The following is a 24,472-nucleotide window of genomic DNA, read 5'->3' on the forward strand; positions in this document are numbered from 1 at the left end:
TTGGTCGGCCCACAAGAAGGCACACGCATGTCACCGAGTCACATCCAGCCCCATGTCGAAATGGCGGCACCCGACGCGGGTGGCTGTCTGGCGACCCGTCAAATCCTGGATCGCATCGGCGACAAGTGGAGTCTGTACATCGTCGCAATGCTCGCGAACGGTCCCCAGCGCTTCAACGCATTGAAGCGCGGCATCGACGGCATTTCCCAGCGGATGCTGACGCTGACCTTGCGCGGACTGGAACGCGATGGACTGATCACACGCACGCTGTATCCGACGATCCCGCCGCGCGTCGATTACGCACTGACCGACCTGGGAGTGACGCTGTTGAAGCCGGTTATGGCGCTGGTCCACTGGGCGAACGAGAACCAGGGCGCCATCGCCGAGGCGCATCAGCGTTTCGACGCGCAGCCGGAGCCGGATCAGGTGCTGGTTCAGGGCGTGGTCTACCAGCGTCGATAGGCGAGCTCACGCTGCTCACTGGGAGCAATGCCGCAGCCTGGGTGGCGTCGTCTTGCGCCCACACCGCGCCCGGCCGGTTCATCCCCGGCGTGCGACAGCGAGCACGCGATCAACCGCCCGCGGAGAACGCATCGCCTTCGCCCAGCGGCGTGCAGGCCTTTCATCCCCTGAGCTGCCGGCGAAATGTTGCCGTCGTCGTCGACCTGTCGACGAACCGCGGAACATGACGCCTGCGGGAGCTTCGCGACGCACTCGCCGCCAGCGGTCTAGACGGAAACCGTGTGGCGGCAAGCGCAAGCGCAGCAAGAGTTCGACGCGCTGTTTGACAAGGGCGGGCAGCTCACGCGTCAGGCGCCTGACACGCGCATGGTCAGCGAGCGCGATCGGCGATGCTACCGCCGCTGCCGATCGCCGGTGATCGTTCCCGGAAGACGGAGTTTCACTCCCACTCGATCGTCGCCGGCGGCTTGCCGGAGATGTCGTAGACCACGCGCGAGACGCCGCGCAGCTCATTGATGATGCGGTTGCTGACGGTGCCGAGGAAGTCGTACGGCAGATGCGCCCAGTGCGCGGTCATGAAGTCGATGGTCTCCACCGCGCGCAGGGCGATGACCCATTCGTAGGCGCGGGCGTCACCGACCACGCCGACCGACTTGACGGGCAGGAACACGGCGAAGGCCTGGCTGGTCTTGTCGTACAGGTCGGCCTTGCGCAGCTCGTCGATGAAGATGGCATCGGCCTTGGCCAGCAGTTCGGCGTACTCGGGCTTGACCTCGCCCAGGATGCGCACGCCCAGGCCGGGGCCGGGGAACGGATGGCGATAGACCATGGTGCGCGGCAGGCCGAGCTCGACGCCCAGGCGGCGCACCTCGTCCTTGAACAGCTCGCGCAGCGGCTCGACCAGGCCCAGCTTCATGTGCTCGGGCAGGCCGCCGACGTTGTGGTGGCTCTTGATGACGTGGGCCTTGCCGGTCTTGCTGCCGGCCGATTCGATCACGTCCGGGTAGATGGTGCCCTGGGCCAGCCACTTGGCGTTGCTGAGCTTGTTCGCCTCCTCGTCGAAGATCTCCACGAACAGGTTGCCGATGATCTTGCGCTTGGCTTCCGGATCGCTGACGCCTTCCAGCGCCTTGAAGTAGCGCTGCGCGGCGTTGACCCGGACCACCTTGACGCCCATGTGCTCGGCGAACATGGCCATCACCTGGTCGCCTTCCTGCCAGCGCAGCAGGCCGGTGTCGACGAATACGCAGGTCAGCTTGTCGCCGATCGCCTTGTGCAGCAGCGCGGCGACCACCGACGAATCCACGCCGCCGGACAGGCCCAGGATCACCTCGTCCTCGCCGACCTGGGCGCGAACGCGGGCGATCTGGTCTTCGATGATGTTGGCCGCGGTCCACAGGGTCTGGCAGCCGCAGATGTCGACCACGAAGCGGCGCAGCAGGGTCTGGCCCTGCAGGGTGTGGGTGACTTCCGGATGGAACTGCACGCCGTACCAGCGCTTGTCCTCGTTGGCCATGGCGGCCACCGGGATGCGGTCGGTCGTGGCGGTGATGGTGAAGCCCGGCGGCGCGACGGACACATGGTCGCCGTGGCTCATCCAGACATTCAGGCGCGGCTCGCCGCCGTGGTCGCTCAGGCCCTTGAACAGTTCATCGGCGTGGATCACGTTGACTTCGGCATGGCCGAACTCGCGCTGGTCGGCGGCTTCGGTCGCCCCGCCCAGCTGCGCGGCCAGGGTCTGCATGCCGTAGCAGATGCCGAAGATCGGCAGGCCCGAGTCGAACACTTCCTGCGGCGCTGCCGGTGCGCCCGGCAGCGTGGTCGATTCCGGACCACCGGAGAGGATGATGCCCTTGGGCTGGAACGCGGCAATCTCGGCCGGGTCGTGATCCCAGGCCCAGATCTCGCAGTACACGCCGATCTCGCGGATGCGGCGAGCGATCAGCTGGGTGTACTGCGCGCCGAAATCGAGGATCAGGATCTTGTCGGTGTGGATGTTGGTCATCGGGGCCGGGATTGGGGATTCGGGATTAGGGATTCGCAACAGCGGGATGGCGGCGATGCGCATCGCCGGTGGAGATGCGGCGGGCTAATACGAATCCCCAATCCCGAATCCCCAATCCCGCACGCAGGCATCAGCCTGCGCGGTAGTTCGGCGGTTCCTTGGTGATCTGCACGTCGTGGACGTGGCTCTCGCGCTGGCCGGCGCCGGTGATGTGCACGAACTGCGGCTTGGTGCGCATCTCCTCGATGGTCGCGCAGCCCACGTAGCCCATCGTGGCGCGCAGGCCGCCGATCAGCTGGTGGATGATCGCGCTCAGCGGGCCGCGGTACGGCACGCGGCCTTCGATGCCTTCGGGCACCAGCTTGTCGGCGTCGGAGGCGTCCTGGAAGTAGCGGTCCTTGGAGCCCTTCTCCATCGCGCCCAGCGAGCCCATGCCGCGGTAGCTCTTGTAGCTGCGGCCCTGGAACAGCTCGACCTCGCCAGGGGCTTCCTCGGTACCGGCGAACAGGCCACCGGCCATCACCGTGGAGGCACCGGCGGCCAGCGCCTTGCCGATGTCGCCCGAGTAGCGGATGCCGCCGTCGGCGATCAGCGGGATGCGATCCTGCAGCGCCTCGGCGACCATGTTGACCGCGGTGATCTGCGGCACGCCCACGCCCGCCACCACGCGCGTGGTGCAGATCGAACCCGGGCCCACGCCGACCTTGACCGCATCGGCGCCGGCGTCCATCAGCGCCAGCGCGGCGTCGCCGGTGACGATGTTGCCGCCGATCACCTGCAGCTGCGGATAGGTCTTCTTGACCCAGGCCACACGATCCAGCACGCCCTGCGAATGGCCGTGCGCGGTGTCGACGATGATCACGTCCACGCCGGCGGCGGCCAGCGCCTCGACGCGCTGCTCGGTGTCGCCGCCGACGCCGACCGCGGCGCCCACCAGCAGGCGGCTGTCGCGGTCCTTGGCGGCGTTGGGGCTGTCGGACTTCTTCTGGATGTCCTTGACCGTGATCAGCCCGCGCAGGGCGAAGGCGTCGTTGACCACCAGCACCTTCTCGATGCGGTGCTTGTGCAGCAGCTCGAGCACTTCCTCGTCGCTGGCGCCTTCGCGCACGGTGATCAGGCGATCCTTCTTGGTCATGATGTGCCGGACCGGATCGTCGAGCTTCTTCTCGAAGCGCATGTCGCGGCTGGTGACGATGCCCACCAGCTGGTTGCCGTCGACCACCGGCACGCCGGAGATGTTGCGCGCGCGGGTGAGCTTGAGCACCTCGGCGATGGTGGTGTCCGGGCCGACGGTGAACGGCTCGGTGATCACGCCGGCCTCGAAGGTCTTGACCTTGGCCACTTCGGCGGCCTGGGCCTCGACGGTGAGGTTCTTGTGGATGATGCCGATGCCGCCCAGCTGGGCCATGGTCACGGCCAGGCGATGCTCGGTCACCGTGTCCATCGCCGCCGACAGCAGCGGCAGCTTCAGCTTGAGGTCGCGGGTCAGGCGCGTTTCCAGGTTCACGTCCTTGGGCAGGACGGTCGAGTGCGCGGGGACCAGGGAAACGTCGTCGTACGTCAGTGCTTCAGCCAGGATGCGGAGCATCGGCTCACCTAACCGGTTCTAGGGAAGCGCGACATTTTAACGTATTGGGGCTGGGATTGGGGATTCGGGATTGGGGATTTGCAACAACAAAGCGTCCCGCTGCCGGCCGATCCCGGACGCAAACGAATCGGCCAACGCATGCCTTTTGCCCTTGCTTTCAACCAATCCCGAATCCCGAATCCCCAATCCCCGCCGCATCAGCAGCCTCGATCGTGTTCTGCATCAGCGTGGCCACGGTCATCGGGCCCACGCCGCCGGGCACCGGGGTGATCCAGCTGGCGCGCTGGGCAGCGGCCTCGAAACCCACATCGCCGGTGAGGCGGCCATCGTCCAGGCGGTTGATGCCCACGTCGATCACCACCGCGCCGGGCTTCACCCATTCGCCCGGGATCAGCTGCGGCCGGCCGACGGCGACCACCAGGATGTCGGCGTTGCGCACGCTGGCCTCCAGGACGTCGGCCGGGGTGAACTTGTGGCAGCAGGTCACCGTGCAGCCGGCGATCAGCAGCTCCAGCGCCATCGGCCGGCCCACGTGGTTGGACACCCCGACGATGGTGGCGTTGCGCCCGCGCACCGGCTGGTCGGTGTGGCCCAGCAGGGTGACGATGCCGCGCGGGGTGCAGGGGCGCAGGCCGAATTCGCGCAGGGCCAGGTGGCCCACGTTCTCCGGGTGGAAGCCGTCCACGTCCTTGCGCGGGTCGATGCGGTGGATCAGCCGGCGCGCGTCGGGAATGCCCGGCAGCGGCAGCTGCACCAGGATGCCGTGGATCTTCGGGTCGGCGTTGAGCTGGTCGATCAGGGCCAGCAGCTGGCCTTCCGTGGTGCCGGCCGGCAGGTCGTAGTCGTGGGCGACGATGCCGACCTTCTCGGCCGCGCGGCGCTTGTTGCGCACGTAGACCGTGCTGGCCGGGTCGCCGCCCACCAGCACCACGGCCAGGCCCGGCGCGCCCTGGCCGGCGGCCACGCGCGCGTCGACCCGCTGCTTGAGCTGGTCCAGGAGGTCCTCGGCGATGCGACGGCCATCGAGGATGCGGGCGGGGGCGGAAGCGGTCATCGAAGGCGCGGTATAGAGTGCAGGCCCCCTATTGTCCCCGATTGGCACCATGACCGACACCACGCACCTGGAAGCGGCCGCCTTCCGCCGCCTGCTGCAGCATCTCAACGTCGAGCGGCCGGACGTGCAGAACATCGACCTGATGATCCTGGCCGGCTTCTGCCGCAACTGCCTGTCGGACTGGTACCGCGAGGCGGCCGAGGCCGCCGGCACGCCGATGACCAAGGACCAGGCCCGCGAGGCGGTCTACGGCATGCCCTTCGCCGAATGGAAGGCCCGGCACCAGCCCGAGGCCACGGCCGAGCAGCTGGCCGCGTTCGAGGCGGCGCGCAAGCGGCACGGCTGAGCGTGGGACTGAAGGCCCCTGCCCTGCACGCGCAGGCGCGCAGGACCTATGCCGCTGCTCAGCCCTCGCCCACGCCCAGCTTCTCGCGCAGCGCGGCGCGGTAGGTGCGGCTGCACGGCAGCGTGGTGCCGTCCTTCAGATGCAGGCGGGCCTCGCCGCCGTCGATGGGTTCGATCGAGGCCACCTGGGCCAGGTTGACGATGTAGCTGCGCTGGATGCGCACGAAGCGGTCCGGGTCCAGCCTGGCGGCGATCTCGGTCATCGTGCTGCGCAGCGGGTAGTCGTGGCCGCGCACGCGCAGGTTGACGTAGTTGCCCGCCGCACGGACCCATTCGACCTCATCGGTGGCGACCAGGAAGTCGCGCCCGAGCTTGCGCACCAGGAAGCGCTCGGGCCGGTCCACCGGCTCCAGCGGCTGGCCCTCGTCCGGCGGGGCCAGCAGGCTGGCCTCGCCCTGCAGGCGGCGCATGGCCAGGCGATAGAGCTCGATCAGCAGCACGCACCAGAAGTAGCCGCGCACGTCCTTGAGATACTCGTAGAACAGGCCCTTGGGCCAGTCGCCGAAGTCGTAGTGACCGCCCATCCACCAGTAGGCCAGCGTGCGCAGGGCGACCATGCCCGACACGTGCGTCACCGAGACCGCCACGCTGAACAGCAGATGCCGCGGCAGCTGCCTGCGCCAGGTGTCCCAGTGGAACGGATAGCGGCGGGTGAACCAGGCGATCGGCCAGACCATCGCCAGCCATATCAGGTGACTCGAGCATTCCCAGACCACTGGCTCCCAGTCGGCGAAGTGCAGCCCGACCTTGTGGATGTCCATGATCACGGTGACGCTGCTGAAGGTCGCTCCCACCACCGCGTTGAGCACCCAGAAGCCGATCTCGAACCAGCGCTTCCACGGCAGGAAGCGTTCGTAGGCGGTTGGTGCGGGTGCAGGCATCCGGCCATTCTACGAGTCCTTCGGTCCGTGCCGCTCCCATCGCGGCGCTTGCCGCCGCGCGTGCACGGGGCCCCGTCCCCGCAGGCCCGCGGTTGGTCCCAAACCCGCGGGGTGTGGTCACTTTCGGCTGGTCCGGCCAGGACGCAGGGGAAACACTGAGCAACATCCCGGCCGACGCTCTGCCATGACCACTCCCTTGCCTGCTCCTCTCCCCGATCACCACCCCGATGGCTCCGCGCTGTCTGCGGCTACTCCGGTCGGTGCGCGTGACCGCCGTGCCGATCTGATGCTGCTGCTTGCGCTGGGGCTGCTGCGCTTGATCGTCCATCTGTGGCTCAACGGCGCCTATGGCTTCCACCGGGACGAACTGCAGGTGCTGGACGACGCCCGGCATCTGGACTGGGGCTATGTGCCCTACCCGCCACTGGTGCCATGGCTGGCGCGGCTGGAGCTGGCCGTGTTCGGGACCTCGCTCATCGGCTTCCGCATCGTGGCCGTGCTCGCCCAGTGCGGTGCGATGGTGCTGGCGGGACTGATCGCCGCCGAGCTCGGCGGCCGGCGCTTCGCCCAGGTCTGCGCGGCGCTGGCCACGGCGTGCATGCCGTTCGGCCTGGTCAACAGCAGCATCCTCATGTACTGCGGCCCGGACCTGCTGTGGGTGGTGGCGGCCGCGTGGCTGGTGCTGCGCCTGGCCAAGGGCGGCGATCTACGCCTGTGGCTGGCGCTTGGCGCGGTCTTCGGCCTTGGGCTGATGACGCGCTACACCATCGTGTACTGGGCCATCGGCCTGGCCGCGGGCGTGCTGGCCGGACCGATGCGCGCGCAGCTGCGCACGCGCTGGCCCTGGCTGGGCGTGGGCGTGGCCTTTGCGATCTTCCTGCCCAACCTGGTCTGGCAGGTGCGGCACGACTTCATCTACCTGGACTTCGTCGCCCACATCCATGCGCGCGATGTGGCCATCGGCCGCACGGACCTGTTCTTCCCCGAGCAGCTCTACGCCAACGCCAGCGCGCTGACCCTGCCGATCTGGCTGGCGGGACTGGGATTCCTGACGCTGGCCGGTTCGATGCGCCCTTACCGCGTGCTGGCCTGGATGTATGCGGTGCCGTTGCTGCTGTTCGCGCTCTCGCGGGGACGCGGCTACTACATGGCGCCGGGCTATCCGATGCTGCTGGCGGCCGGCTATGTGGCCATCGAGCGCTGGTGCGCCTCCATGCCGGTAGGCCGCGCGCGTGGACTGCGCATCGCCGTGGCTGCCTTGCTGGCGGTCGGCCTGCCGCTGGGCGCGGCGCTGCATCTGCCGATCGCGCCGATCAACTCGCCGCTGTGGCACTTCAACCGGCGCCTGCACGGCGACTATGCCGAGCAGGTGGGCTGGCAGGAACTGGCCCAGCGCGTGGCCACGGTCTATCGCGCCTTGCCCGAGGCCGAGCGGGCGCACACCGCCATCCTGGCCAACAACTATGGAGAAGCCGGCGCCATGGCCCTGTACGGCCCGGCGCTCGGCCTGCCGCCGGTGATCAGCCGGACCAACTCGGCCTGGTATCGCGGCTATGGCAACCCGCCGCCCAGTGTGATCATCGAACTGGGCAATACCGAAGAGGATCAGCCCGGCAGCGTCGCCAAATGCACCTCACACGGCGTCTTCCGCAACCGCGAGGGCGTAGCCAACGAGGAATCGGCGAACGGCTACGCGATCTTCGTCTGCCGCGACATCCCGCCGATCTGGCCGCAGATCTGGGGCGTCAAGCCGCGGTTCGGTTGAGCGGCGCGGGAGCTTGGCGAGCGTCACGCATGCATGCCGAGTTTGATGGTTTTAAGAGCGTCCAACGTACACTCCGAACGCAACTAGAAAACAAGGGTTTCAAATCAGCATTGTCAAGCAATGAAACAAAAAGGCGCCGGCTCGAAGCCGGCGCCCTCTTTCTCTTGATCCTCAGGCCTTGTCGTCTGGCTTGGACTGCTTTGGAAACAAACTCGTCGGATGGCTCTGACCAAGGACGATCTCTTGGCCATTCTGATCCTTGATATTCATTCTGGTTCCGGCGGAAATGCCGCTTCCGCCCGCACACTCGCTCAGACACTGGGTGCGTTCGGCAGAACATTGCGACGCCGGGTGACCGTCGCTGATACAGAGTTGATACTGGTGAGTACAGATACTCTCGCAGGACGCACTTGCTTCCGAACTAGCGAACGACAGCAGAACGGCGATGATAACCCCAGCTCCAACCGTATAGCTCTTCATCCGAAACTCTCCTTGTGCGGGAACAATTCCCGTCTTTTTTCTAGCACTTGGCCGTCACGGCGACAAGCGGAAATCGGATAATCCAAGTGTTCTCCCTGGATTAGCCGTTTCCCTGAACGAGCACCTGGAAAGTTCAGGCTGGAACGCAGTGCTCGACGATCAGCTGGATCGCGTCGCCGCCGCGATAGTCGTCCGGGGCCAGGCGATAGGCGATGTGCAGTCGGGGGGGTGGCGGTTCGCGGGTGAGGCCGTTGAAGTGGATCGCGTCCAGCGGCTTGCTGCGCTGCGGGCAGCGCAGCACCAGCTTGCGATGGCGCTCGCCGATCGGCCGCCAGTCGATCACCTCGAACACGCCGTCGAACAGCGGCTCGGCGAAGCCCTGCCCCCACGGCCCGCCGTCGCGCAGGGCCTCGGCGTGGGCGCGGTCGAACTCGTGCGGCAGCAGCTCGCCGTCGCTGAGCAGTTCGGCCTGCAGCAGCGCGGCATCGAGCGTGGCGGCGGCGTACGCGTGGAAGGCGGCCTCGAACGCCGGCAGCTGCGCGCGCTCCAGGCTCAGGCCGGCGGCCATCGCATGACCGCCGAACTTCTGCACCAGCCCCGGATGCTGGGCATCGACCGCCGCCAGCGCATCGCGGATATGGAAGCCGGGGATCGAGCGCGCCGACCCGCGCAGCGCGTCGCTGCCGGGCTCGGCCGGGGCGAAGGCGATCACCGGGCGATGCACGCGATCCTTCATCTTCGAGGCGACCAGGCCGACCACGCCCGGATGCCAGTCGGCATCGAACAGGCACACCGCGATCGGCACCTCGCCATCGAGTGCGGCGACCTTGGACAGCGCGGCCTCGGCCGCATCGGTCATCTGCTGCTGCACGCCGCGGCGTTCGGCGTTGATCGCGTGCAGCACGCCGGCCATCTCGCGCGCCGGGCCGTCCTCGTCGCACAGCAGGCAGGCGATGCCCAGCGCCATGTCCTCCAGCCGGCCGGCGGCGTTCAGACGCGGTGCGACGGCGAAGCCGACATCGGCGGCGCTGAGCGTCTCGACGCGGCGGCCGCAGACCTCGATCAGCGCCCGCAGGCCGGCGCAACCCTGCCCCGCCCGCAGCCGGCGCAGGCCGGCGGCGACCAGCGCACGGTTGTTGGCATCCAGCGGCACCAGGTCGGCTAGGGCGCGGCGCCCGTCTGGACACTTTTTCGAGTTTTGACAAATTTAAGCGCCTTTAACCGCTGATAGGAGGTCAAGCCGAACACTTTAGATATTCCCTTAATTGTGCACTTTTGGCCTTGGCGCATCGTGCGAGAAGAAGGCGAACTAACAACTCGCATCAACCCTAGCAGCCATGTGCTGCCGTCGGAAGGGGACACATAACCCGGCTTAGAGCAGCCCCTTACTCAGGCACCCTACCCCTTCTTACGTTCGCCAAGGCTCAGGCGTAAGGTCAGACGCCGCGTGATACAGGGGGGAGCCGGTAGCTGCCAAACAGCCGTCGGAGCCGGCGCCAGTCGCGCCCTAGAAAGAGCCAGCGAAAGTCTTCGTCGAACTGGAACTGCGAGCGGAACGGGTAAGTCGGTCCATCATGGCTCGGCCCTTCCAGCAGGTCGAACCCATCCAGCGCCAATACCTGCACCGCGGGCGCCTGATTTCTTACTCGTTGGCCCTCGAACCCGCACAGCCGTTGGGTCACCGCATCCAGGAGTTCAGCGGGCGCTGGCCGCAAATCAATTACCTCCATGGAAACTCCTTTGGCAATAGCCGCGCGTTCAACCGCGGCAAGCACCGCTTGGGCACATAGATCATCAGGGCAGGTCAGAAAGCCTGGTATGCGAAAACTCGGGAACATGTGATGCACGAAGTCTGCGGCTATCTGTTCAGCGAGGAGTTCGAACGGCAAAGTCTTCACTGCAACCCCTGTGGGGCCGGCACTATCCGCTCGCCTATAGCGCGTAGATAGAACGCTTCAATTTCGGCATCTTTTAACCAATCCGGGAGATCACCTGGTTCAAAAGCAGTCAGGTCGACTGTGGTCTGTAGCGCCTGACAGTGTGGCTGTAGTTCCGTCGTTGTCGCGCGGGCAAGCCGCTCAAGGGCGACGCCGTGATCGCCCTGCAGGCCTGGTTGGCGGCGGCGCAACTGCAGGACGGCCCCCTCTTCCGCCGCCTGTTCCGGGGCGGTCGCGTCGGGCGCACCGCGCTGACCGCGGATCAGGTCGCGCGCATCGTGCAACGGCGCGCCCGCCTCGCCGGCGTGTCCGGCGACTGGGCGGCGCACAGCCTGCGCTCCGGGTTCGTCACCGAGGCCGGGCGCCAAGGGGTGCCGCTCGGCGAGGTCATGGCGCTGACCGAACATCGCGGTTTGGCCACGGTCATGGGGTATTTCCAGGCCGCCACGTTGCTCAGCAGCCGAGGCACCGACCTGCTCCGCGCCGATTCAAGCGAAGTCATGCCGAAATCTGCCCGCCCGGAATAGCACGCGATCCCGCGACACCCTTGAAAAGCGTGACACGCATCCCTATATGCAGTGGAGCTGGGCCGATCTGCACCCAAGGGTTGGGGTTGTAAGCGTCGCACGACATGCGACCGGGTGCTCTTAGGCTCAGGGGTGTTAGCACTCCATGAGGGGCTTATGAGCGGAGCTTCAACGGGATCGACGGCGAAACCGTCGCGGACCTCACGCAGGCGAAAGGAGCTTTCGTCAGCGACCCAGCGCGCCGTCTGGGCGCGCAGTGGGGGCATCTGCGCGCGCCCCGGTTGCGACAGCATCCTTTACGAGGATCCGGTCTTCTTCAAGACCCGTCCCTTCGGCGAGTTGGCCCATAACGTCGCGGCCAGCCAGGATGGACCGCGCGGCGATGCCACGCGCTCGCCGCAGCTCTCCGATGATCCGGAGAATTTGATCCTGCTCTGCCCCACCTGCCACACCTTGGTCGACAAGCCTGGCTGGCAACAGGACTACCCGGAAGCCATGCTTGCCGAGTGGAAGCGGCAACATGAAGCGGTCATTCGCGTGGCCGGTCGGCATAGCCACGGACGCGTTGCAATCGCGCTCCACTACCTGGGCGTCATTGGTCGGCAGGTCGTCGCGGGAAGTGCGAATACCATCCCCCTCGCCGCGCTCCAACGGGGACTCGTCCTCACGGAAAAGCCGTTCGAACTTCGTGTCGATGCGAGCGGCTACACACCTCAAAGCCCCGAATACTGGCGCCACGTCGTCACGGAAGTCCGCAAGCAGGTCGGGCAACTGCAGATGCAAGGCCAAGGGCGATCCACGATCGGCTTGTTTGGACTGGCCGACATGCCGGCATTGATGGCGCTGGGTTTCGCGCTTGGCCACGCCGCCGAACTCTATCCCTTCCAGTGGGATCGCTACGCGCACAGTTGGCTGTTTCCGGCGAATGACGCGCCCGCCAGCGAGTTCCGTGTCGACTGGCCGGACACACTGGATGCCCCAGTGGCGCTGGTCTTTTCATTGTCCGGCACGATTGATCTCGACCGCGTGCGCAGCGCATTCCCCGGGGAAGTCCCCGCGATTATTCACATGTCTGTCGATTTGCCGAAGCTGGATCTCGTGCAGTGCGCGGCGACGATCGACGCATTTCGGATTGAAGTCGCGGGGGTGATCGCGCGACTGGAAACACTGTTGCCGAAGACTGTGTCGATCCATGTGTTCCCGGCGATGCCTGCGTCCTTGGCCGTGGCGTTTGGTATGGCCATCAAGCCAAAGGTCAGCTTTCCCATTCAGGTCTACGACGCCGAAGGACCGAATGGCCTGTTTCATCCAGCGCTCACCCTCCCCCTCCCCTCGTCCGCGTAGGAGACACTCATGTACGACGGTTTGACCACTTCGACGTTCCCCACACGCCGTGCTTCGCCGCAAGAAGTGGCTTGGGAAAAACTGTTGCTGGAGATTGTGGAGGCCGTTTCGGTTCCGGCATCGGACTACGAGCGCATCGAAAGCCATTACAACGCGATCAGCGAGATCCTGATCGAACCGGATGACCCTGAGTTGGCGGATGGGCATGTGTTTCCGCAGGGCTCGTTTTTGACGCGCACTGTGGTGCGTGCGTTGGGCAAGGGCGAGATTGATGTCGATGCGATCCTGCTGCTCCAGGAAACGGCACTGACACCGCGTGCACTCCTCGAGACCTTGCATGCCGAGCTCGAAGCGCGGGCCCGAACCCAGGGCGGCGTCGAACGGCGCAATCGCTGCGTCACGGTGCATTACGCCGATGCAAGCCTTCCGGCGCATCTCGACGTCACCCCGGCCATTGCAAGCAATGGCAACAATGATGACGAGGGTTGGGGGCCATTGGAGGTGCCCGACTACAAACAGGCGGACTGGCATCCGACCAATCCTCGGGATTTTGCGGACTGGTTCAACGATATCAGCGAGACACCCATCCTCCTTGAACAGGGAACTGTCTCATTCACCGAAGCGCGAAAGCGGGCGGACGCCGAACAACTGCCGAGCCACGAGGCCATCAATGCCTTCGATCCATTGCGGGCAACGGTCAAGTTGATGAAGCGGCATCGCGACGTCTTTCGCGAGCGCCATGGTGCTGAAGCTCCCGTGCCAATTTCAGTCGTCATCACCACGTTGGCGGCCAAGGCTTACAAGGAGGTCGCGGAGCTTTCGCAGAAACAACCGTTGACGGCGCTGCAGGCCATTCGGGAAATCATCACGCGCATGCCCAATCAGTTTGACGAAGATGGTCGCACCGGCTCGGAATGGAGGCTGTGCAACCCGCGACGCAGAGCCGAAAATTTCGCCGAGAAATGGAATCGCGATCCTGCCTATGCTGCACTGTTCGAAAAATGGCACGGCGAGCTCGCGAGCGCCGTCGGACTTGGGTTTGCGGCGTTCAGCGAAGAACGCGCCTTCGAGGAAGAGGTGCTGGCCGCGTTTGGCCCAGAAGCGCGCAAGCAAACCCGTAGCTTCCTTCTGGAAGAGGCCGGCTTGGGGCATCCGCTGCCGGGGCTGGACGACACCACGGCCGAACGCTTGCGCAAAGCAGGCGTAGTGGGCGCGACGTTCCGCGGATTGGGCGATGCAGAGCCGCGGCAAGCTGCGCAACCCAAATCGTTGGGCCGCCTTGGCTGAGGGGCCCGCCGCCGCGACAGGGCTCCCGCCTGCGCGGGCGCACGCCCAACTGGAGCGCCACTTCGGGCGTGCAGGTGTACTCGCCCCCCTCCCCCGCGCCGTCATCGACAAGGCGGTGCGGGGTGCGTCCCATGGGTGGTCCTTGCCCCTGCCGATGGACTATCTCGGTCAATCGCGCGAGTTGCGACTGATCTTGCCGCCGCAGTTTCCTGCGGAGCCTGTCCAAGCATTCATTCATCCCGTGGCATTTTTGGAATGGCCGCATGCCGAGTCCGATGGACATCTGTGCCTATGGCCGGAGGCCCTCGCTCCAGTGGCATACACGCCTGAGGCACAAATCGATCATTGCCTCGAGCGCATCCAGGACATTCTTGCCCTAGTGGGGGTTGATGCGGATGCCGGACGACGTGAAGCGGAATTTGCGCGTGAATGGCTGAGTTACTGGGCTCAGCGCGTGGAAGGGTCTTATCGTGCAAAGGGGCAAGGCCTTCTCGTCACGCCTCCTTCGAGCGAGACGACCGCATTGGCAACATGCGTTGTGCTGAATCGTGGCACGCAGCAGTCCAGCCTGCTCCTCGGGTCGAGCTCTGCTTCGTTGCACTCATGGCGAGAGGTGCTTGGTGATCCCAAAGCCGACATCACGGATGAAGGGGCATTGTTCGTCTCCCTCACGCAGGCGCCCATTGGGGCGCCTAAGACACTCGATGACGTGCGCAAGTTGCTGGCCGAGTCGCGCAACGCATTGGCGATGCTCGACCAATATCTGCGAAGGCCGGAACCAGCCCCGTTCTGGATCGTTGTCGCGGTACGGGGTGCATGCCCGCAAGTGGTCGCGGCCTTGGAGCTCGCCCCCAACCCACCGACAGCGGTTCGCCCCGCCCACCAGCGTGACCAAAAGCGACAGCAGCGGGAGTGGCAACGTGTGGCAGCACATGCCTGGCGCGTTCGTGTCCAATCCATCGAACGCGCGGATCCTGCCTGGATCCATGGCCGCAGTTTCGACGCCGAAGCAATCGCGCTAATGCGCAAACGCGTGACATTGATTGGATGCGGCTCATTGGGTGGACTGGTCGCGCAGGCATTGGCACATGCGGGCATCGGACATTTGACGCTAGTCGACCCTGAGAAATTGGAGCCGGCCAATCTGGGAAGACATGTCCTCGACGCGAAGGTCCTGGGTCAGGGGAAGGCGCAAGCGTTGGCGTCACACCTCCGCGACCAATTGCCGCATTTGAACGTGCGCCCAATGCCGTATCGCATCCAAGATCCACCGTCGGCGACCGCCCTGGAGAATACCGACCTGGTCATATGCACTGCGGCAGACTGGCCGGCAGAGCGCTATGCGATGAATACGCTGGCAGATCGTAGTATTCCGCTGCTCTTGAGTTGGGCCGAGCCACATGCGCTGGCGGGTCACTCCGCGGTCGACATCTCAGGGGAGCGTCGGCTGGCGGCTCTCTTCGATCAAGACGGTTTGTCCATCCGGCGGCGGACACATTGGCCGGAAGTGGCGTGGGCATTGCCGGGGTGTGCCGCGAGCCACCAACCTGGCACCTTCAACCGACTGCAGCATATTGCTGGCCTGATCGTGGAACACGCCATCGATGTATTGCTAGAACCCGCCTCATGCGATGAACACCGCATTTGGTTGGGCGATGGTGCGACGCTCAGTCGTCTTGGAGGTGCTTGGATTGACGCTCCACCCACCAATACCCGTGCAAGCGTTATAGCACTCCCCCTTCCCCATGCTTCCTGATTTTTGGCAGTACCGAGATCCGAATAGCTGCCTGACGGTATCAATTGCGCCGTCTGTACTGCGCTTGTTCGATGATTCGCGCCAACAACTGTGGCAACGAGAACGTGGAGGCGTGCTATTTGCCGAATCGATCGGAACCGACGGTCGGCTTGAGATTGTTGACGCGACCAGTCCTCATCCGAACGACCGTGCGGGTTGGAATTGGCTCGAATTGGATCATCAACGATGCTTGGACGAAATAGCGGAACGCTTCTCGCGCGGCCTGCATTTTATTGGCTACTGGCATACGCATCCAGAACGCACACCACGGCCTTCGGCGCGCGACCTCGCTGCATTCCATCGCAACCTGCAAGGGGGCGGCATCGCATTGCGCAAATTGGTCGCAGTCATCGTTGGAACAGATCGCAGCACGACGGGCGTGTGTGTCGCCCTAGTCTCAAACGGCGAACCAGCGCCATCCCTGCTTGTTCCCGTTGTCGATACCGACCCACAAATTCGTTATCCAGACCGCTCCTAAGGTTTTCGCGATATGGGCTCGACGCTCGAATTCATCAGAGGGGTGCTTCGCGATTCCCCAAATCCAGAAATCGGAACATCGGTCTGGCGCGCTCACACGGGCAGAGTGTCCAATTCGTTTACTGCTGAAGAGCAAGTTTGCGAAAGACTGGTCAATAGTTGGCTGGACGGGCGCATCGACATTGGGTCGGTGTTTGGCTTGAAACTGGTGCAGGAGTTGGTTCGGGATCTCCCAAGGTGCGATGTTTCAGCGACTTACCGTGCACGCTTCTTTCCTCGTGCGACGCCTCCGACAAGTCCGCTCCAATTTGGGCCGCCACCAGGGAACCTCTCCAAAGGGCGTTACAACAGAGTCGGGCAATCGGCGTTATATCTGAGCGCGGATCTGTTCGGACTGAAAGCCGAAATGGGGCGAAGCGAAGACGATACAAATCACCTCTACTACGCCCGCTATCACCCTGTCGACTCGCTTTCGGTCGTTGACTTATCGGATACCAGCATACATGCCGCACTGCAGTTGGCATTCGATCGAGCAGAGCGCCTGGACACGCCGTATGAAACAAGCCAGAAGCTCGCCGATGTGGTTCGGTCACTTGGGATTGATGGAATGATTGTTCCCGGCGTGCGCGGGGATCCCGATCACCACTACCGCAATGTCGTGCTGTTTAATTGCGGGGACTGGGAAAAATGGGTGGATACCTCGCACCCTCCCAAAACCATGACAATCGTAGTGTGACGCTAATCAACTACGGACATGCTCACTTGCGCATACAAATGAGATTGGCTAATTCGAAGCGATCAACTCACCAGTACTGATCGGCGGCATTACGGCCTCTTGACCACCCAGAAGTGAGCCCCCCATATTTGGTGCCATTTTTGGTGTCACCTGAGTCAAGCAGTGATGCTGCCCACAAGATCACTGTTTCGTGAGGGATTAGTCGACCAGCTTCCGCATCGGCCAATCCGAGCAGTATCCGCTGATGCTTCTCGTCATCCGATAACTCTGGCAAAGCTGCCAACAAGTCGGGGTCACATTGATTCATGCCCAAGACTCCATTCAGATGGGGGCACTATACCGCCTGAGGCAATCACTGCTGTCGGACTGCCGCGCCTTGTCATGGCTGGCCAAAAGCAGACAGCGACTCATGCATATATGCCTAACCAGAACCAACAACCGCGCCAGTCGCTCCTGACGCGGCTTCATAGTCATGATCACTCTCGTGTGATTTTCGTAAGCGTGCCGTCCATGCCGGTCGAAGTGAACTCGAAATCCACCTGGTCGTTGAACTTCAAACCACTGATATCGACGCTGCCGGCCTTGAAGGTCATGGTCATCGCTGGCCACTTCAATGCCTCGACTGGGCCATGGGCGATGGTGACGGTGCCGGCGGTGATGTCCACGGCTTCGACTTTACCTGAGGCGGAGGCCACAGAGGTGCCGGCAGGCATGTCGGCCATGGGTGCCGAGGCCGGTGAAGCTGAACTCGATGCTGCAGGCTGTGCAGGCGCAGCCGGCTCCGCTGTCTTGGCCGCTTCGCTTTGTGGCGACGAACAGGCGGCCAGCAGGACGGTGGCGAACAATGCGGCGAGGATTTTCATGAGAGTGGTCCTGTGGGTTGGGAATTGGCTGCATGAAAAAAGACCCATGGCGCGGCAGCCTGCACGCGCGCGGATCTGAAACCGTATGAAAAGCGACAGCAGGCTCATTGGATATGCCCCGCTGGCTTGCTTTGGCGCGTTAGCCGCCGACGCTGCAACAACCGATAGGCGGCCGGAATCACCAGCATCGACAACAACGGCGCGCTCAACATACCGCCGACCATCGGCGCGGCAATTCGCTGCATGACTTCGGAACCGCCGCCACTGCCGATCAAGATTGGCAGCAGACCGGCCAGGATCACCGCTACTGTCATCGCCTTCGGGCGCACACGTTGCACCGCGCCTTCACGGATGGCTGCATCGAGTTCAGCTTCACCGGCTTCGGGATTGACGGCGAGTTGACGCTCCCAAGCGTGGCGCAAGTACAGCAGCATGATGATGCCGAACTCGGCCGCGACGCCCGCCAACGCGATGAAACCGATCAACGTGGCCACCGACACCGCATGGCCGATCGCCCAGATCAGCCACAGGCCGCCGACCAGTGCGAGCGGCAAGCTGAGCATGATGATCGCCGCCTCGGACGCACGCCGGAACACCAGGAAGATCAGGCCGAAGATGATCACCAGCGTGGCCGGTACCACCCACTGCAATCGCTGGCGGGCGCGTTGCAGGTATTCGTATTGGCCGGACCAGCCCACGGCATAGCCGGCCGGCATCGGTACTTCCTTCGCCACCGCTTTCTGTAGATCGCCGACCACCGAACCGAGATCGCGACCGGCGACGTCCACGTACACGTAGGTGCTCAGGCGTGCATCGTCGCTGCGCAACATCGGCGGACCCTCGCTGAAGCCCAGTTCCGCCACCTGCCCCAGCGTCAGTTGCGCGCCGCCCGACGCGATGAGTGGAAGCTGGGCCAGCGCAGCAGGCGAATCGCGCAAGGTGCGCGGATATCGCAGCACCACCGGATAGCGTTCGCGGCCCTGGATGGTTTCGGCGATGGGATCGCCGCCGACCACCGTGGCAATCAGCCGCTGCACATCGGCCTGGCTCAAGCCGTAACGTGCGGCGATGCTGGGACGAATCTTTACGTCTAGATAGCGGCCACCGGCGATGCGTTCGGCGAGCGCGGAACTGACGCCGGGCACACCACGTGCCACCTGTTCGATGCGCTCGTTGAGCTTGGCAAGCACCTCCACGTCCGGCCCCGATACCTTGATCCCAATCGGACTCTTGATGCCGGTGGCTAGCATGTCGATGCGGTTGCGGATTGGCGGCACCCAGAGGTTGGTCAGGCCCGGTACCTTCACCGCGGCGTCGAGTTCCCGGCGCAACTTCTCAGGGGTCATGCCGGGACGCCACTGGCTGCGCGGTTTGAACGTCACCGTGGTCTCGAACATTTCCAGCGGGGCCGGATCGGTGGCGGTCTCTGCGCGCCCGGCCTTGCCGAACACATGGTCCACTTCCGGTACCGTCTTGATCATGCGGTCGGTCTGCTGCAGCAGTTCGGCAGCCTTGCCCGCCGATAGGCCGGGCAGCGCGGTCGGCATGTATAGCAGCGTGCCTTCCTCCAGCGGCGGCATGAACTCGCTGCCCAGACGCAGCAGCGGGATCAGGCTCAGCGCCAGCACGAAGCCGGCTGCCAGCAAGGTCACCTTGGGAAAACGCAGCACCGCTTCCAGCACAGGCCGATACAACGCGATCAGGCCGCGGTTGATCGGGTTGTCCCGTTCGGACCGGATGCGCCCGCGAACCAGATAACCCATCAGCACCGGGATCAGGGTGATCGCCAGTCCCGCCGCCGCCGCCATCGCATAGGTCTTGGTGTAGGCCAGCGGCGAGAACAGTCGGCCTTCCTGCGCCTGCAACGCGAACACCGGCACGAACGACAGCGTGATCACCAGCAGGCTGACGAACAGCGCGGGCCCCACTTCGCTGGCGGATTCTGCGATCAACCGCCAGCGCTCTTCGCCGGCAGGTTCACGGTGATGCGCATCGCGGAAATGCTCCAGATGCTTGTGCGCGTTCTCGATCATCACCACCGCCGCATCAACCATCGCGCCGATGGCAATCGCGATGCCGCCCAGCGACAGCAGATTCGCGCTGATGCCCTGGGCATGCATGACGACGAAGGCCGCCAGCACGCCCAGCGGCAAGGTGATCACCGCCACCAACGACGAACGCAGGTGCCAGAGGAACAGCGCGCAGACCAGGGCGACGACGAGGAATTCCTCACCCAGCTTGTGGGTCAGGTTGCGCACGGCTTCGCGGATCAGCCCGGAGCGGTCGTAGGTCGGTACGATCTCGATGCCCGGCGGCAGACTGGTTTTCAGTTCCTGCAACTTGGCCTTGACCGCGTCGATCGCTGCCAGCGCATTCTTGCCAGAGCGAAGGATGATCACGCCACCGGCGACTTCGCCTTCGCCATCGAGTTCGGTGATGCCGCGACGCAGGGCCGACCCGCGCTGCACGCTGGCGATGTCGCGCAACAGCACCGGCGCGTCGTCTGCGCCGGTCGCGACCGGGACGTTCTCGAAGTCCTCGCGCGTGCGCAGATAGCCTTCGCTGCGCACCATGACTTCAGCCTCGCCCTGTTCGATCACCGAGCCGCCGGTGGCACCATTCGCATCGCGGATCGCGTCAGTCAGTTGCGCGATGGTGATGCCGCGTGCAGCCAGCGCCAGCGGATCGGGTGTGACCTGCCAAGCTTGGACCATGCCGCCCACACTGGCGACTTCGGCCACATCAGGAACGGTCTTGAGCTGATAGCGCAGGAACCAGTCCTGTAAGGCGCGCAACTGTCCCAGATCGTGCTTCCCGGTCCGGTCCACCAGTGCGTACTCGTAGATCCAGCCTAGGCCGGTCGCATCGGGTCCGAGCGAAGGACTGACCTGCGCCGGCAGGCGGTCGCGCACCTGGCTCAGGTATTCGAGCACGCGCGAACGCGCCCAGTACAAGTCGGTGTTGTCGTCGAACAGCACGTAGACGAACGAATCGCCGAAGAACGAAAAGCCGCGTACCGCCTTGACCCCAGGCACCGACAGCATCGTCGTGGTCAGCGGATAGGTCAGCTGGTCCTCGACGATCCGCGGCGTCTGCCCCGGCCACTCGGTGCGGATGATGACCTGCGTATCGGACAGGTCCGGCAAGGCGTCCAACGGCGTGCGCGAGAGGGACCAGATGCCGGCAATGGCCAGCACCAAGGCGGCGACCAGCACGAAGCCGCGATTGGCGATCGAGGCACGGATGATCCGGGCGATCATGGTTGCCGCCCCGGCGATTCGGCCTTGTCGCCTGCATTCAGGCGTTCCAGTGCGCCGGAGAGGCTGGCTTCCGAGTCGATCAGGAACTGGCCCGAGACCACGACCTTCTCGCCGCCCCGCAGGCCCGACACGACCTCGGTCATGCCGTCGGCGCTGCGACCGGTGCGCACGGCCACGGGATGGAAGGCGCCCTTGTCGTCCTGCACGATCACCCGTGCCTGCGCACCCATGCCGATCAGCGTTTCGCTCGGCACCAGCGGCTGCTCAACCGGCGCAGTTGGCCGCAGCGATACCTGCGCGGACATGCCGGGTGCCAGCGTCCCCTCGGGGTTGTCCAGCACGATGCGCACGCGCTGGGTGCGGCTGCCGGCGTCGATCTGCGGCAACACGCTTTCGACGCGACCACGGAAGGTTTCTCCGGGCCGTGCATCGACGCTCGCTTCGACCGGCGTAGTCGTTTCAATGCCGGCAATGACGGCCTGCGGTACCGCCGCTTCCAGCCACAGGCTGCGGTTGCCGTTGATACGGAACAACAGCGTGCCGATCGGTGCGCTCTGTCCTTCGCGCACGCCGATCTCGCTGACCACGCCATCGACCGGCGACGATAGGACGATGCGTCCGCTGCGTGCCGCTCCGCTGGGCATGCCCAACGCGTGCAGACGCTGGCTTGCCGCCGATTGCAGCGCCCGCGCGGACGCCGAGTCCGCCTGGCGCAGCGCCTGCGCTTCGGCCAGTGCCGTGCTCCAGACTGGCGCAATCAGGCTGGCCAACGGTTGTCCGGCGCGCACTGCTTCGAAGGGCGTTTTTACGAACTGGTGTTCGACGATGGCATCGACCCGCGCACTGACAATGCGTTCCTGACGCAGATCCCAACCCAGCGTGCCGGGCACGCGAATGTCCGAGGCCAATTGCCCGCGCTTCACCACCGCCGTCCGTAGGCCCAGGTTTTGCTGCACGCCCGGTGCGATGGCGACACCGCCCGCACTGGCTTCGTCGGCGTATTTCGGCAGCAGTTGCATGTCCATGAACGGCGATTTGCCCGGCTTGTCGAAATGCTGGTCGGGCACCATCGGGTCGTACCAGTACAGCGGTTTGCGTTCGCCAGACGTAGTGGCATTCGTAGGCGACATCGCATCGGCGCGGGCGCTGCGCGAGTGCCCCCACCAGTAACCCAGCCCCAAGGCGCCCAGCAGGGCAATGGCCACCGCGACGCCTGTCGCGAGTCTAGGAATCTTGTTCATGGCTGCGCCTCCGTCGGCAGCAGAAAGGCCAGCGCCGCCCAGGCGCGGCCCAGTTCACCGAGATGCTCGGCATGGGAGAGATGGATGGCGAGTTCATCGCGCCGGGCATCGAGCCACGGCTGCAGTTCGCCGCCGGCGCGATAAGTCGCCAGCGCCGTTGTGCTGCGATCGCGCGCCAGCGGGAGCAGGCCTTGTTCGTGCAAGGCGACCTGGCGCTTGAGTCCCTCCCAGCGTGCGACATCAGCGCGGATGCGGGCAGCCTCCTGCCGACGCAGATCTTCGCGCGTCGCCAGCGTTGCCTGATAGTCGGCCTGGCGGGCAGCCACACCGCGGTCCTGACGGTTGCGCGCGAACAGCGGCAATCCGATACCAACCTCCAGCATCAGCATGTCGTCGCGACCACCGGAGCGCTGGCCATAGGAAGCGGCGACGCTCCAGTCCGGACGCTTCTCGGCGCGAGCGACATCGACCTGTGCGGCGCTGGACTCCACCTTCGCATTGGCCGCGAGCAGCGGACCGAGATGCTCGATGTTGTCCAGCAACTGCGCTTCGGACACCGGCAGGACGCTGAAGTCCGGGATGTCCTTGCTTGCTTCGATCGCCGGTTCGCCCAGCCAGCGCGCCAATCCCGCTTGCGCCACAGCCTGCATGGAACGGGCTTCCTCGATGCGGTTGTCCAGTTCCAGCACGGCCGCTTCGGCAGCCAGCGTGTCCGCGGCCGATCCACCACCGCCGGCGTAGCGGGCCTTGGCCAGCTTGGCCGCGAGCTTCGCTTGCTCGCGCAGCCGTTGTAGGGTGAATGCAGTGTTCTGAGCCGCCCACAGGTCGATCCAGGCGTCGGCGACGGCCTGCCGCACCGTCAGCCCTTCGGCCTCGGACAAGGCCTGTGCCTCATCGATCTGGCGTCCGGCCAATTCGCGTTGCGCCTTACGCTTGGCGCGTGCAGGAATCTCCTGGCGCAGGCCGATCTTCTTCATCGTCATGTCATCGACGCGCGTATCGAACGCGTTGTTGCCAGTGATCGGCAAGTTGTCGATGCCGAAGAACAGCATCGGATCGGGCAAGGCCCCGGCGCGATAGGACTCCTGCTGGGCGGCGTCCACCGCAGCGCGGCGTGCCTCAAGCATCGGCGCGTGCTCGGTGGCGCGGCGAATGGCTTCTTGCAGGGACACGTCAGCAGGAGCCGCAGCAGCGATCCACGGGACGACGAACAGTGCAACGAGCAGGGATCGACCGGCAGCGCGTGTGAACGCACCGCCGATGACGCCAGCAAAGGAACGACAAGGCATAAAACCTCCGAAACGACAGCCAAACGAGCAGCCAGCGCAAAGCGCCGGGCGAGGGTCAGGTCGCTTCGGGGTCTAGATCAGGAGACTGCAGAACCGGAGTCGAGGCGGCGGGTCGGCACCGGCCACGAAAACTTCGGACTGCACGGCAACATGCGAGACGGGCTCGGCAAGGACCGGGGGATACGCCAGCGGTGTGATCGCCAGCGCCGGCACCGACAGCTTGGCCGAATCGGCTGCCACGCTCTGGTCGGGACTGCAGTGCTTCGCGCACAGGATCGGGTTGTCCTGCGCTTTCGGCATGCCCATCTCGGCGCAGTCCTCAGCCATGGTCGTCATTTCGACCGGCATCTGCTCCATCGGGCACAGGTACGACGCCAACGCCACCTGCTGGAACAGCAGACAGAGCACCGCCACGAGGGCGATGCGCAGGCGCTGGCGGGCACGGCGGGTCATGGGCGGATGGTACTCCTCCGTCGGTGGATCAGGCGGTCGGGTTCATGGACGCAATCCGGAATGAAAAGTTCCCTTTTGTCAGCGTTGGCGCGTTATCCGCAGCAGGGCCTCTGCTGCTGGATGGGCGGGCACGGCACCGTGCCGTAAGAGCAAAAGACGCAACAGTCCCCCGGTGCCGCCTTCAGCAACTCGCCACAAGCCGAGCAGTCGTAATAGAACTGGCACGCCGTCGTCGGCATGGTCTCTATCGCCTGGTGCCCGCAGTGTGGACACGTCAGCGTGCTCTGCAACTCGATCATGGAAGACATGGATGGTGGCCGCTCGTTACGGCGTTATCGCCGTCGAGGGATAGCCAGCGTTCCTGGTGGCTTCGGTCAGAGCGCGGAGATTGGTCTTGGCATCATCGAAGGTCACCGTCGCCTCCCTGGGTTCCCAAGTGACCTTGGCGTCGATGACGCCATCGACCTTCTGCAAGGCCTTCTTGACCGTGATCGGACAGGTGGCGCAGGTCATTCCCGGCACGGTCAGCTTGACGGTCCGCGGCCCGGCCCATGCCGGGGTGGACAGCAGAGCGATCGGAAGGACGAGCGCGATGAGCTTTCGCACGGGATTCTCCTTTGAAT

The 24,472-nt window shown here is 64.8% G+C and carries 22 protein-coding genes and 1 pseudogene; 9 read left to right on the forward strand and 14 right to left on the reverse strand.

All coding sequences use genetic code 11. The features are described from left to right. Nucleotides 1-27 precede the first annotated feature (27 nt). Entirely contained in the window at nucleotides 28-462 is a 435-nt protein-coding gene (locus MWN52_RS09900; protein WP_286574498.1) for a winged helix-turn-helix transcriptional regulator, read from the forward strand. A gap of 439 nt (nucleotides 463-901) precedes the next feature. Here the strand turns inward: MWN52_RS09900 and guaA are convergent, their stop codons facing one another. The 3 genes from guaA to folD form a co-directional block, all read right to left on the reverse strand. After that, a complete protein-coding gene (gene guaA / locus MWN52_RS09905) occupies nucleotides 902-2,467 on the reverse strand; it encodes a glutamine-hydrolyzing GMP synthase (protein ID WP_286574501.1) in 1,566 nt (521 codons plus the stop codon). Nucleotides 2,468-2,597: 130 nt separating this feature from the next. Beyond that, a complete protein-coding gene (guaB, locus tag MWN52_RS09910; RefSeq protein ID WP_130518363.1) occupies nucleotides 2,598-4,055 on the reverse strand; it encodes an IMP dehydrogenase in 1,458 nt (485 codons plus the stop codon). A gap of 157 nt (nucleotides 4,056-4,212) precedes the next feature. Then, entirely contained in the window at nucleotides 4,213-5,160 is a 948-nt protein-coding gene (folD, locus tag MWN52_RS09915; RefSeq protein ID WP_425518663.1) for a bifunctional methylenetetrahydrofolate dehydrogenase/methenyltetrahydrofolate cyclohydrolase FolD, read from the reverse strand. Between folD and MWN52_RS09920 the strand changes: the two genes are divergently transcribed. After that, complete coding sequence (locus tag MWN52_RS09920; RefSeq protein ID WP_130533134.1) at nucleotides 5,159-5,455, forward strand: DUF1244 domain-containing protein; 297 nt, start codon at nucleotides 5,159-5,161, stop codon at nucleotides 5,453-5,455. The genes folD and MWN52_RS09920 overlap by 2 nt on opposite strands. A 58-nt stretch (nucleotides 5,456-5,513) precedes the next feature. Here MWN52_RS09920 and MWN52_RS09925 read toward each other — a convergent pair whose 3' ends face one another. Then, nucleotides 5,514-6,395, reverse strand: coding sequence for a LytTR family DNA-binding domain-containing protein (locus MWN52_RS09925; protein ID WP_286574509.1), 882 nt, complete (start codon nucleotides 6,393-6,395; stop codon nucleotides 5,514-5,516). A 286-nt stretch (nucleotides 6,396-6,681) separates the two neighbouring features. Between MWN52_RS09925 and MWN52_RS09930 the strand changes: the two genes are divergently transcribed. Then, nucleotides 6,682-8,160: a glycosyltransferase family 39 protein gene (locus MWN52_RS09930; RefSeq protein WP_286574511.1), complete on the forward strand. Its 1,479-nt coding sequence runs from the start codon at nucleotides 6,682-6,684 to the stop codon at nucleotides 8,158-8,160. Between the two features lie 171 nt (nucleotides 8,161-8,331). Here MWN52_RS09930 and MWN52_RS09935 read toward each other — a convergent pair whose 3' ends face one another. The 3 genes and pseudogenes from MWN52_RS09935 to MWN52_RS09945 all read right to left on the reverse strand — a co-directional run bounded on the left by MWN52_RS09935 (nucleotide 8,332) and on the right by MWN52_RS09945 (nucleotide 10,538). Next, a complete protein-coding gene (locus tag MWN52_RS09935; RefSeq protein ID WP_286574512.1) occupies nucleotides 8,332-8,640 on the reverse strand; it encodes a hypothetical protein in 309 nt (102 codons plus the stop codon). Nucleotides 8,641-8,773: 133 nt separating this feature from the next. Then, nucleotides 8,774-9,805: pseudogene (locus MWN52_RS09940) on the reverse strand (DHHA1 domain-containing protein); the annotation flags it as partial. Nucleotides 9,806-10,076: 271 nt separating this feature from the next. Continuing rightward, nucleotides 10,077-10,538 carry a hypothetical protein gene (locus MWN52_RS09945; RefSeq protein WP_130518353.1) on the reverse strand — a complete coding sequence of 154 codons (462 nt, stop codon included), beginning with the start codon at nucleotides 10,536-10,538 and terminating at the stop codon, nucleotides 10,077-10,079. Between the two features lie 194 nt (nucleotides 10,539-10,732). On the opposite strand from MWN52_RS09945, the gene MWN52_RS09950 reads away from it, so the two are divergent. From MWN52_RS09950 to MWN52_RS09975, 6 genes are all read left to right on the forward strand, one after another. Then, nucleotides 10,733-11,104: a tyrosine-type recombinase/integrase gene (locus MWN52_RS09950; protein ID WP_130518351.1), complete on the forward strand. Its 372-nt coding sequence runs from the start codon at nucleotides 10,733-10,735 to the stop codon at nucleotides 11,102-11,104. A gap of 156 nt (nucleotides 11,105-11,260) precedes the next feature. Beyond that, nucleotides 11,261-12,448, forward strand: coding sequence for an HNH endonuclease (locus MWN52_RS09955; protein ID WP_130518349.1), 1,188 nt, complete (start codon nucleotides 11,261-11,263; stop codon nucleotides 12,446-12,448). Between the two features lie 9 nt (nucleotides 12,449-12,457). Continuing rightward, nucleotides 12,458-13,735: a nucleotidyltransferase domain-containing protein gene (locus MWN52_RS09960; protein WP_130518347.1), complete on the forward strand. Its 1,278-nt coding sequence runs from the start codon at nucleotides 12,458-12,460 to the stop codon at nucleotides 13,733-13,735. Then, the gene (locus MWN52_RS09965) at nucleotides 13,683-15,491 is read left to right on the forward strand and encodes a ThiF family adenylyltransferase (protein ID WP_130518345.1); all 1,809 of its coding nucleotides are present in this window, start codon (nucleotides 13,683-13,685) and stop codon (nucleotides 15,489-15,491) included. Before MWN52_RS09960 ends, MWN52_RS09965 begins: the two co-directional genes overlap by 53 nt. Further along, complete coding sequence (locus tag MWN52_RS09970; RefSeq protein ID WP_130518343.1) at nucleotides 15,481-16,008, forward strand: Mov34/MPN/PAD-1 family protein; 528 nt, start codon at nucleotides 15,481-15,483, stop codon at nucleotides 16,006-16,008. Before MWN52_RS09965 ends, MWN52_RS09970 begins: the two co-directional genes overlap by 11 nt. Before the next feature lie 12 nt (nucleotides 16,009-16,020). Then, nucleotides 16,021-16,743, forward strand: coding sequence for an RES family NAD+ phosphorylase (locus MWN52_RS09975; RefSeq protein ID WP_130518341.1), 723 nt, complete (start codon nucleotides 16,021-16,023; stop codon nucleotides 16,741-16,743). A 476-nt stretch (nucleotides 16,744-17,219) separates the two neighbouring features. On the opposite strand, the gene MWN52_RS09980 is transcribed toward MWN52_RS09975, so the two are convergent. From MWN52_RS09980 to merP, 7 genes are all read right to left on the reverse strand, one after another. Next, nucleotides 17,220-17,606 (reverse strand): copper-binding protein, encoded by a 387-nt coding sequence (locus tag MWN52_RS09980; RefSeq protein ID WP_235872352.1) that lies wholly within the window; start codon nucleotides 17,604-17,606, stop codon nucleotides 17,220-17,222. A 104-nt stretch (nucleotides 17,607-17,710) separates the two neighbouring features. After that, entirely contained in the window at nucleotides 17,711-20,866 is a 3,156-nt protein-coding gene (locus MWN52_RS09985; RefSeq protein ID WP_130518339.1) for an efflux RND transporter permease subunit, read from the reverse strand. Next, nucleotides 20,863-22,107 carry an efflux RND transporter periplasmic adaptor subunit gene (locus MWN52_RS09990; protein WP_235872351.1) on the reverse strand — a complete coding sequence of 415 codons (1,245 nt, stop codon included), beginning with the start codon at nucleotides 22,105-22,107 and terminating at the stop codon, nucleotides 20,863-20,865. Before MWN52_RS09990 ends, MWN52_RS09985 begins: the two co-directional genes overlap by 4 nt. After that, nucleotides 22,104-23,396 (reverse strand): TolC family protein, encoded by a 1,293-nt coding sequence (locus MWN52_RS09995; RefSeq protein ID WP_130518337.1) that lies wholly within the window; start codon nucleotides 23,394-23,396, stop codon nucleotides 22,104-22,106. The genes MWN52_RS09990 and MWN52_RS09995 overlap by 4 nt, the downstream gene beginning before the upstream one ends. Before the next feature lie 72 nt (nucleotides 23,397-23,468). Beyond that, the gene (locus tag MWN52_RS10000; protein WP_130518335.1) at nucleotides 23,469-23,849 is read right to left on the reverse strand and encodes a hypothetical protein; all 381 of its coding nucleotides are present in this window, start codon (nucleotides 23,847-23,849) and stop codon (nucleotides 23,469-23,471) included. Between the two features lie 92 nt (nucleotides 23,850-23,941). Then, nucleotides 23,942-24,157, reverse strand: a complete 216-nt coding sequence (locus tag MWN52_RS10005; protein ID WP_130518333.1) for a GDCCVxC domain-containing (seleno)protein — start codon at nucleotides 24,155-24,157, stop codon at nucleotides 23,942-23,944. Between the two features lie 16 nt (nucleotides 24,158-24,173). After that, nucleotides 24,174-24,455: a mercury resistance system periplasmic binding protein MerP gene (gene merP / locus MWN52_RS10010; RefSeq protein WP_130518331.1), complete on the reverse strand. Its 282-nt coding sequence runs from the start codon at nucleotides 24,453-24,455 to the stop codon at nucleotides 24,174-24,176. Nucleotides 24,456-24,472 lie beyond the last annotated feature (17 nt).

Source organism: Pseudoxanthomonas winnipegensis, from assembly GCF_030322905.1.
In the GTDB taxonomy this organism is placed as follows: domain Bacteria; phylum Pseudomonadota; class Gammaproteobacteria; order Xanthomonadales; family Xanthomonadaceae; genus Pseudoxanthomonas_A; species Pseudoxanthomonas_A winnipegensis.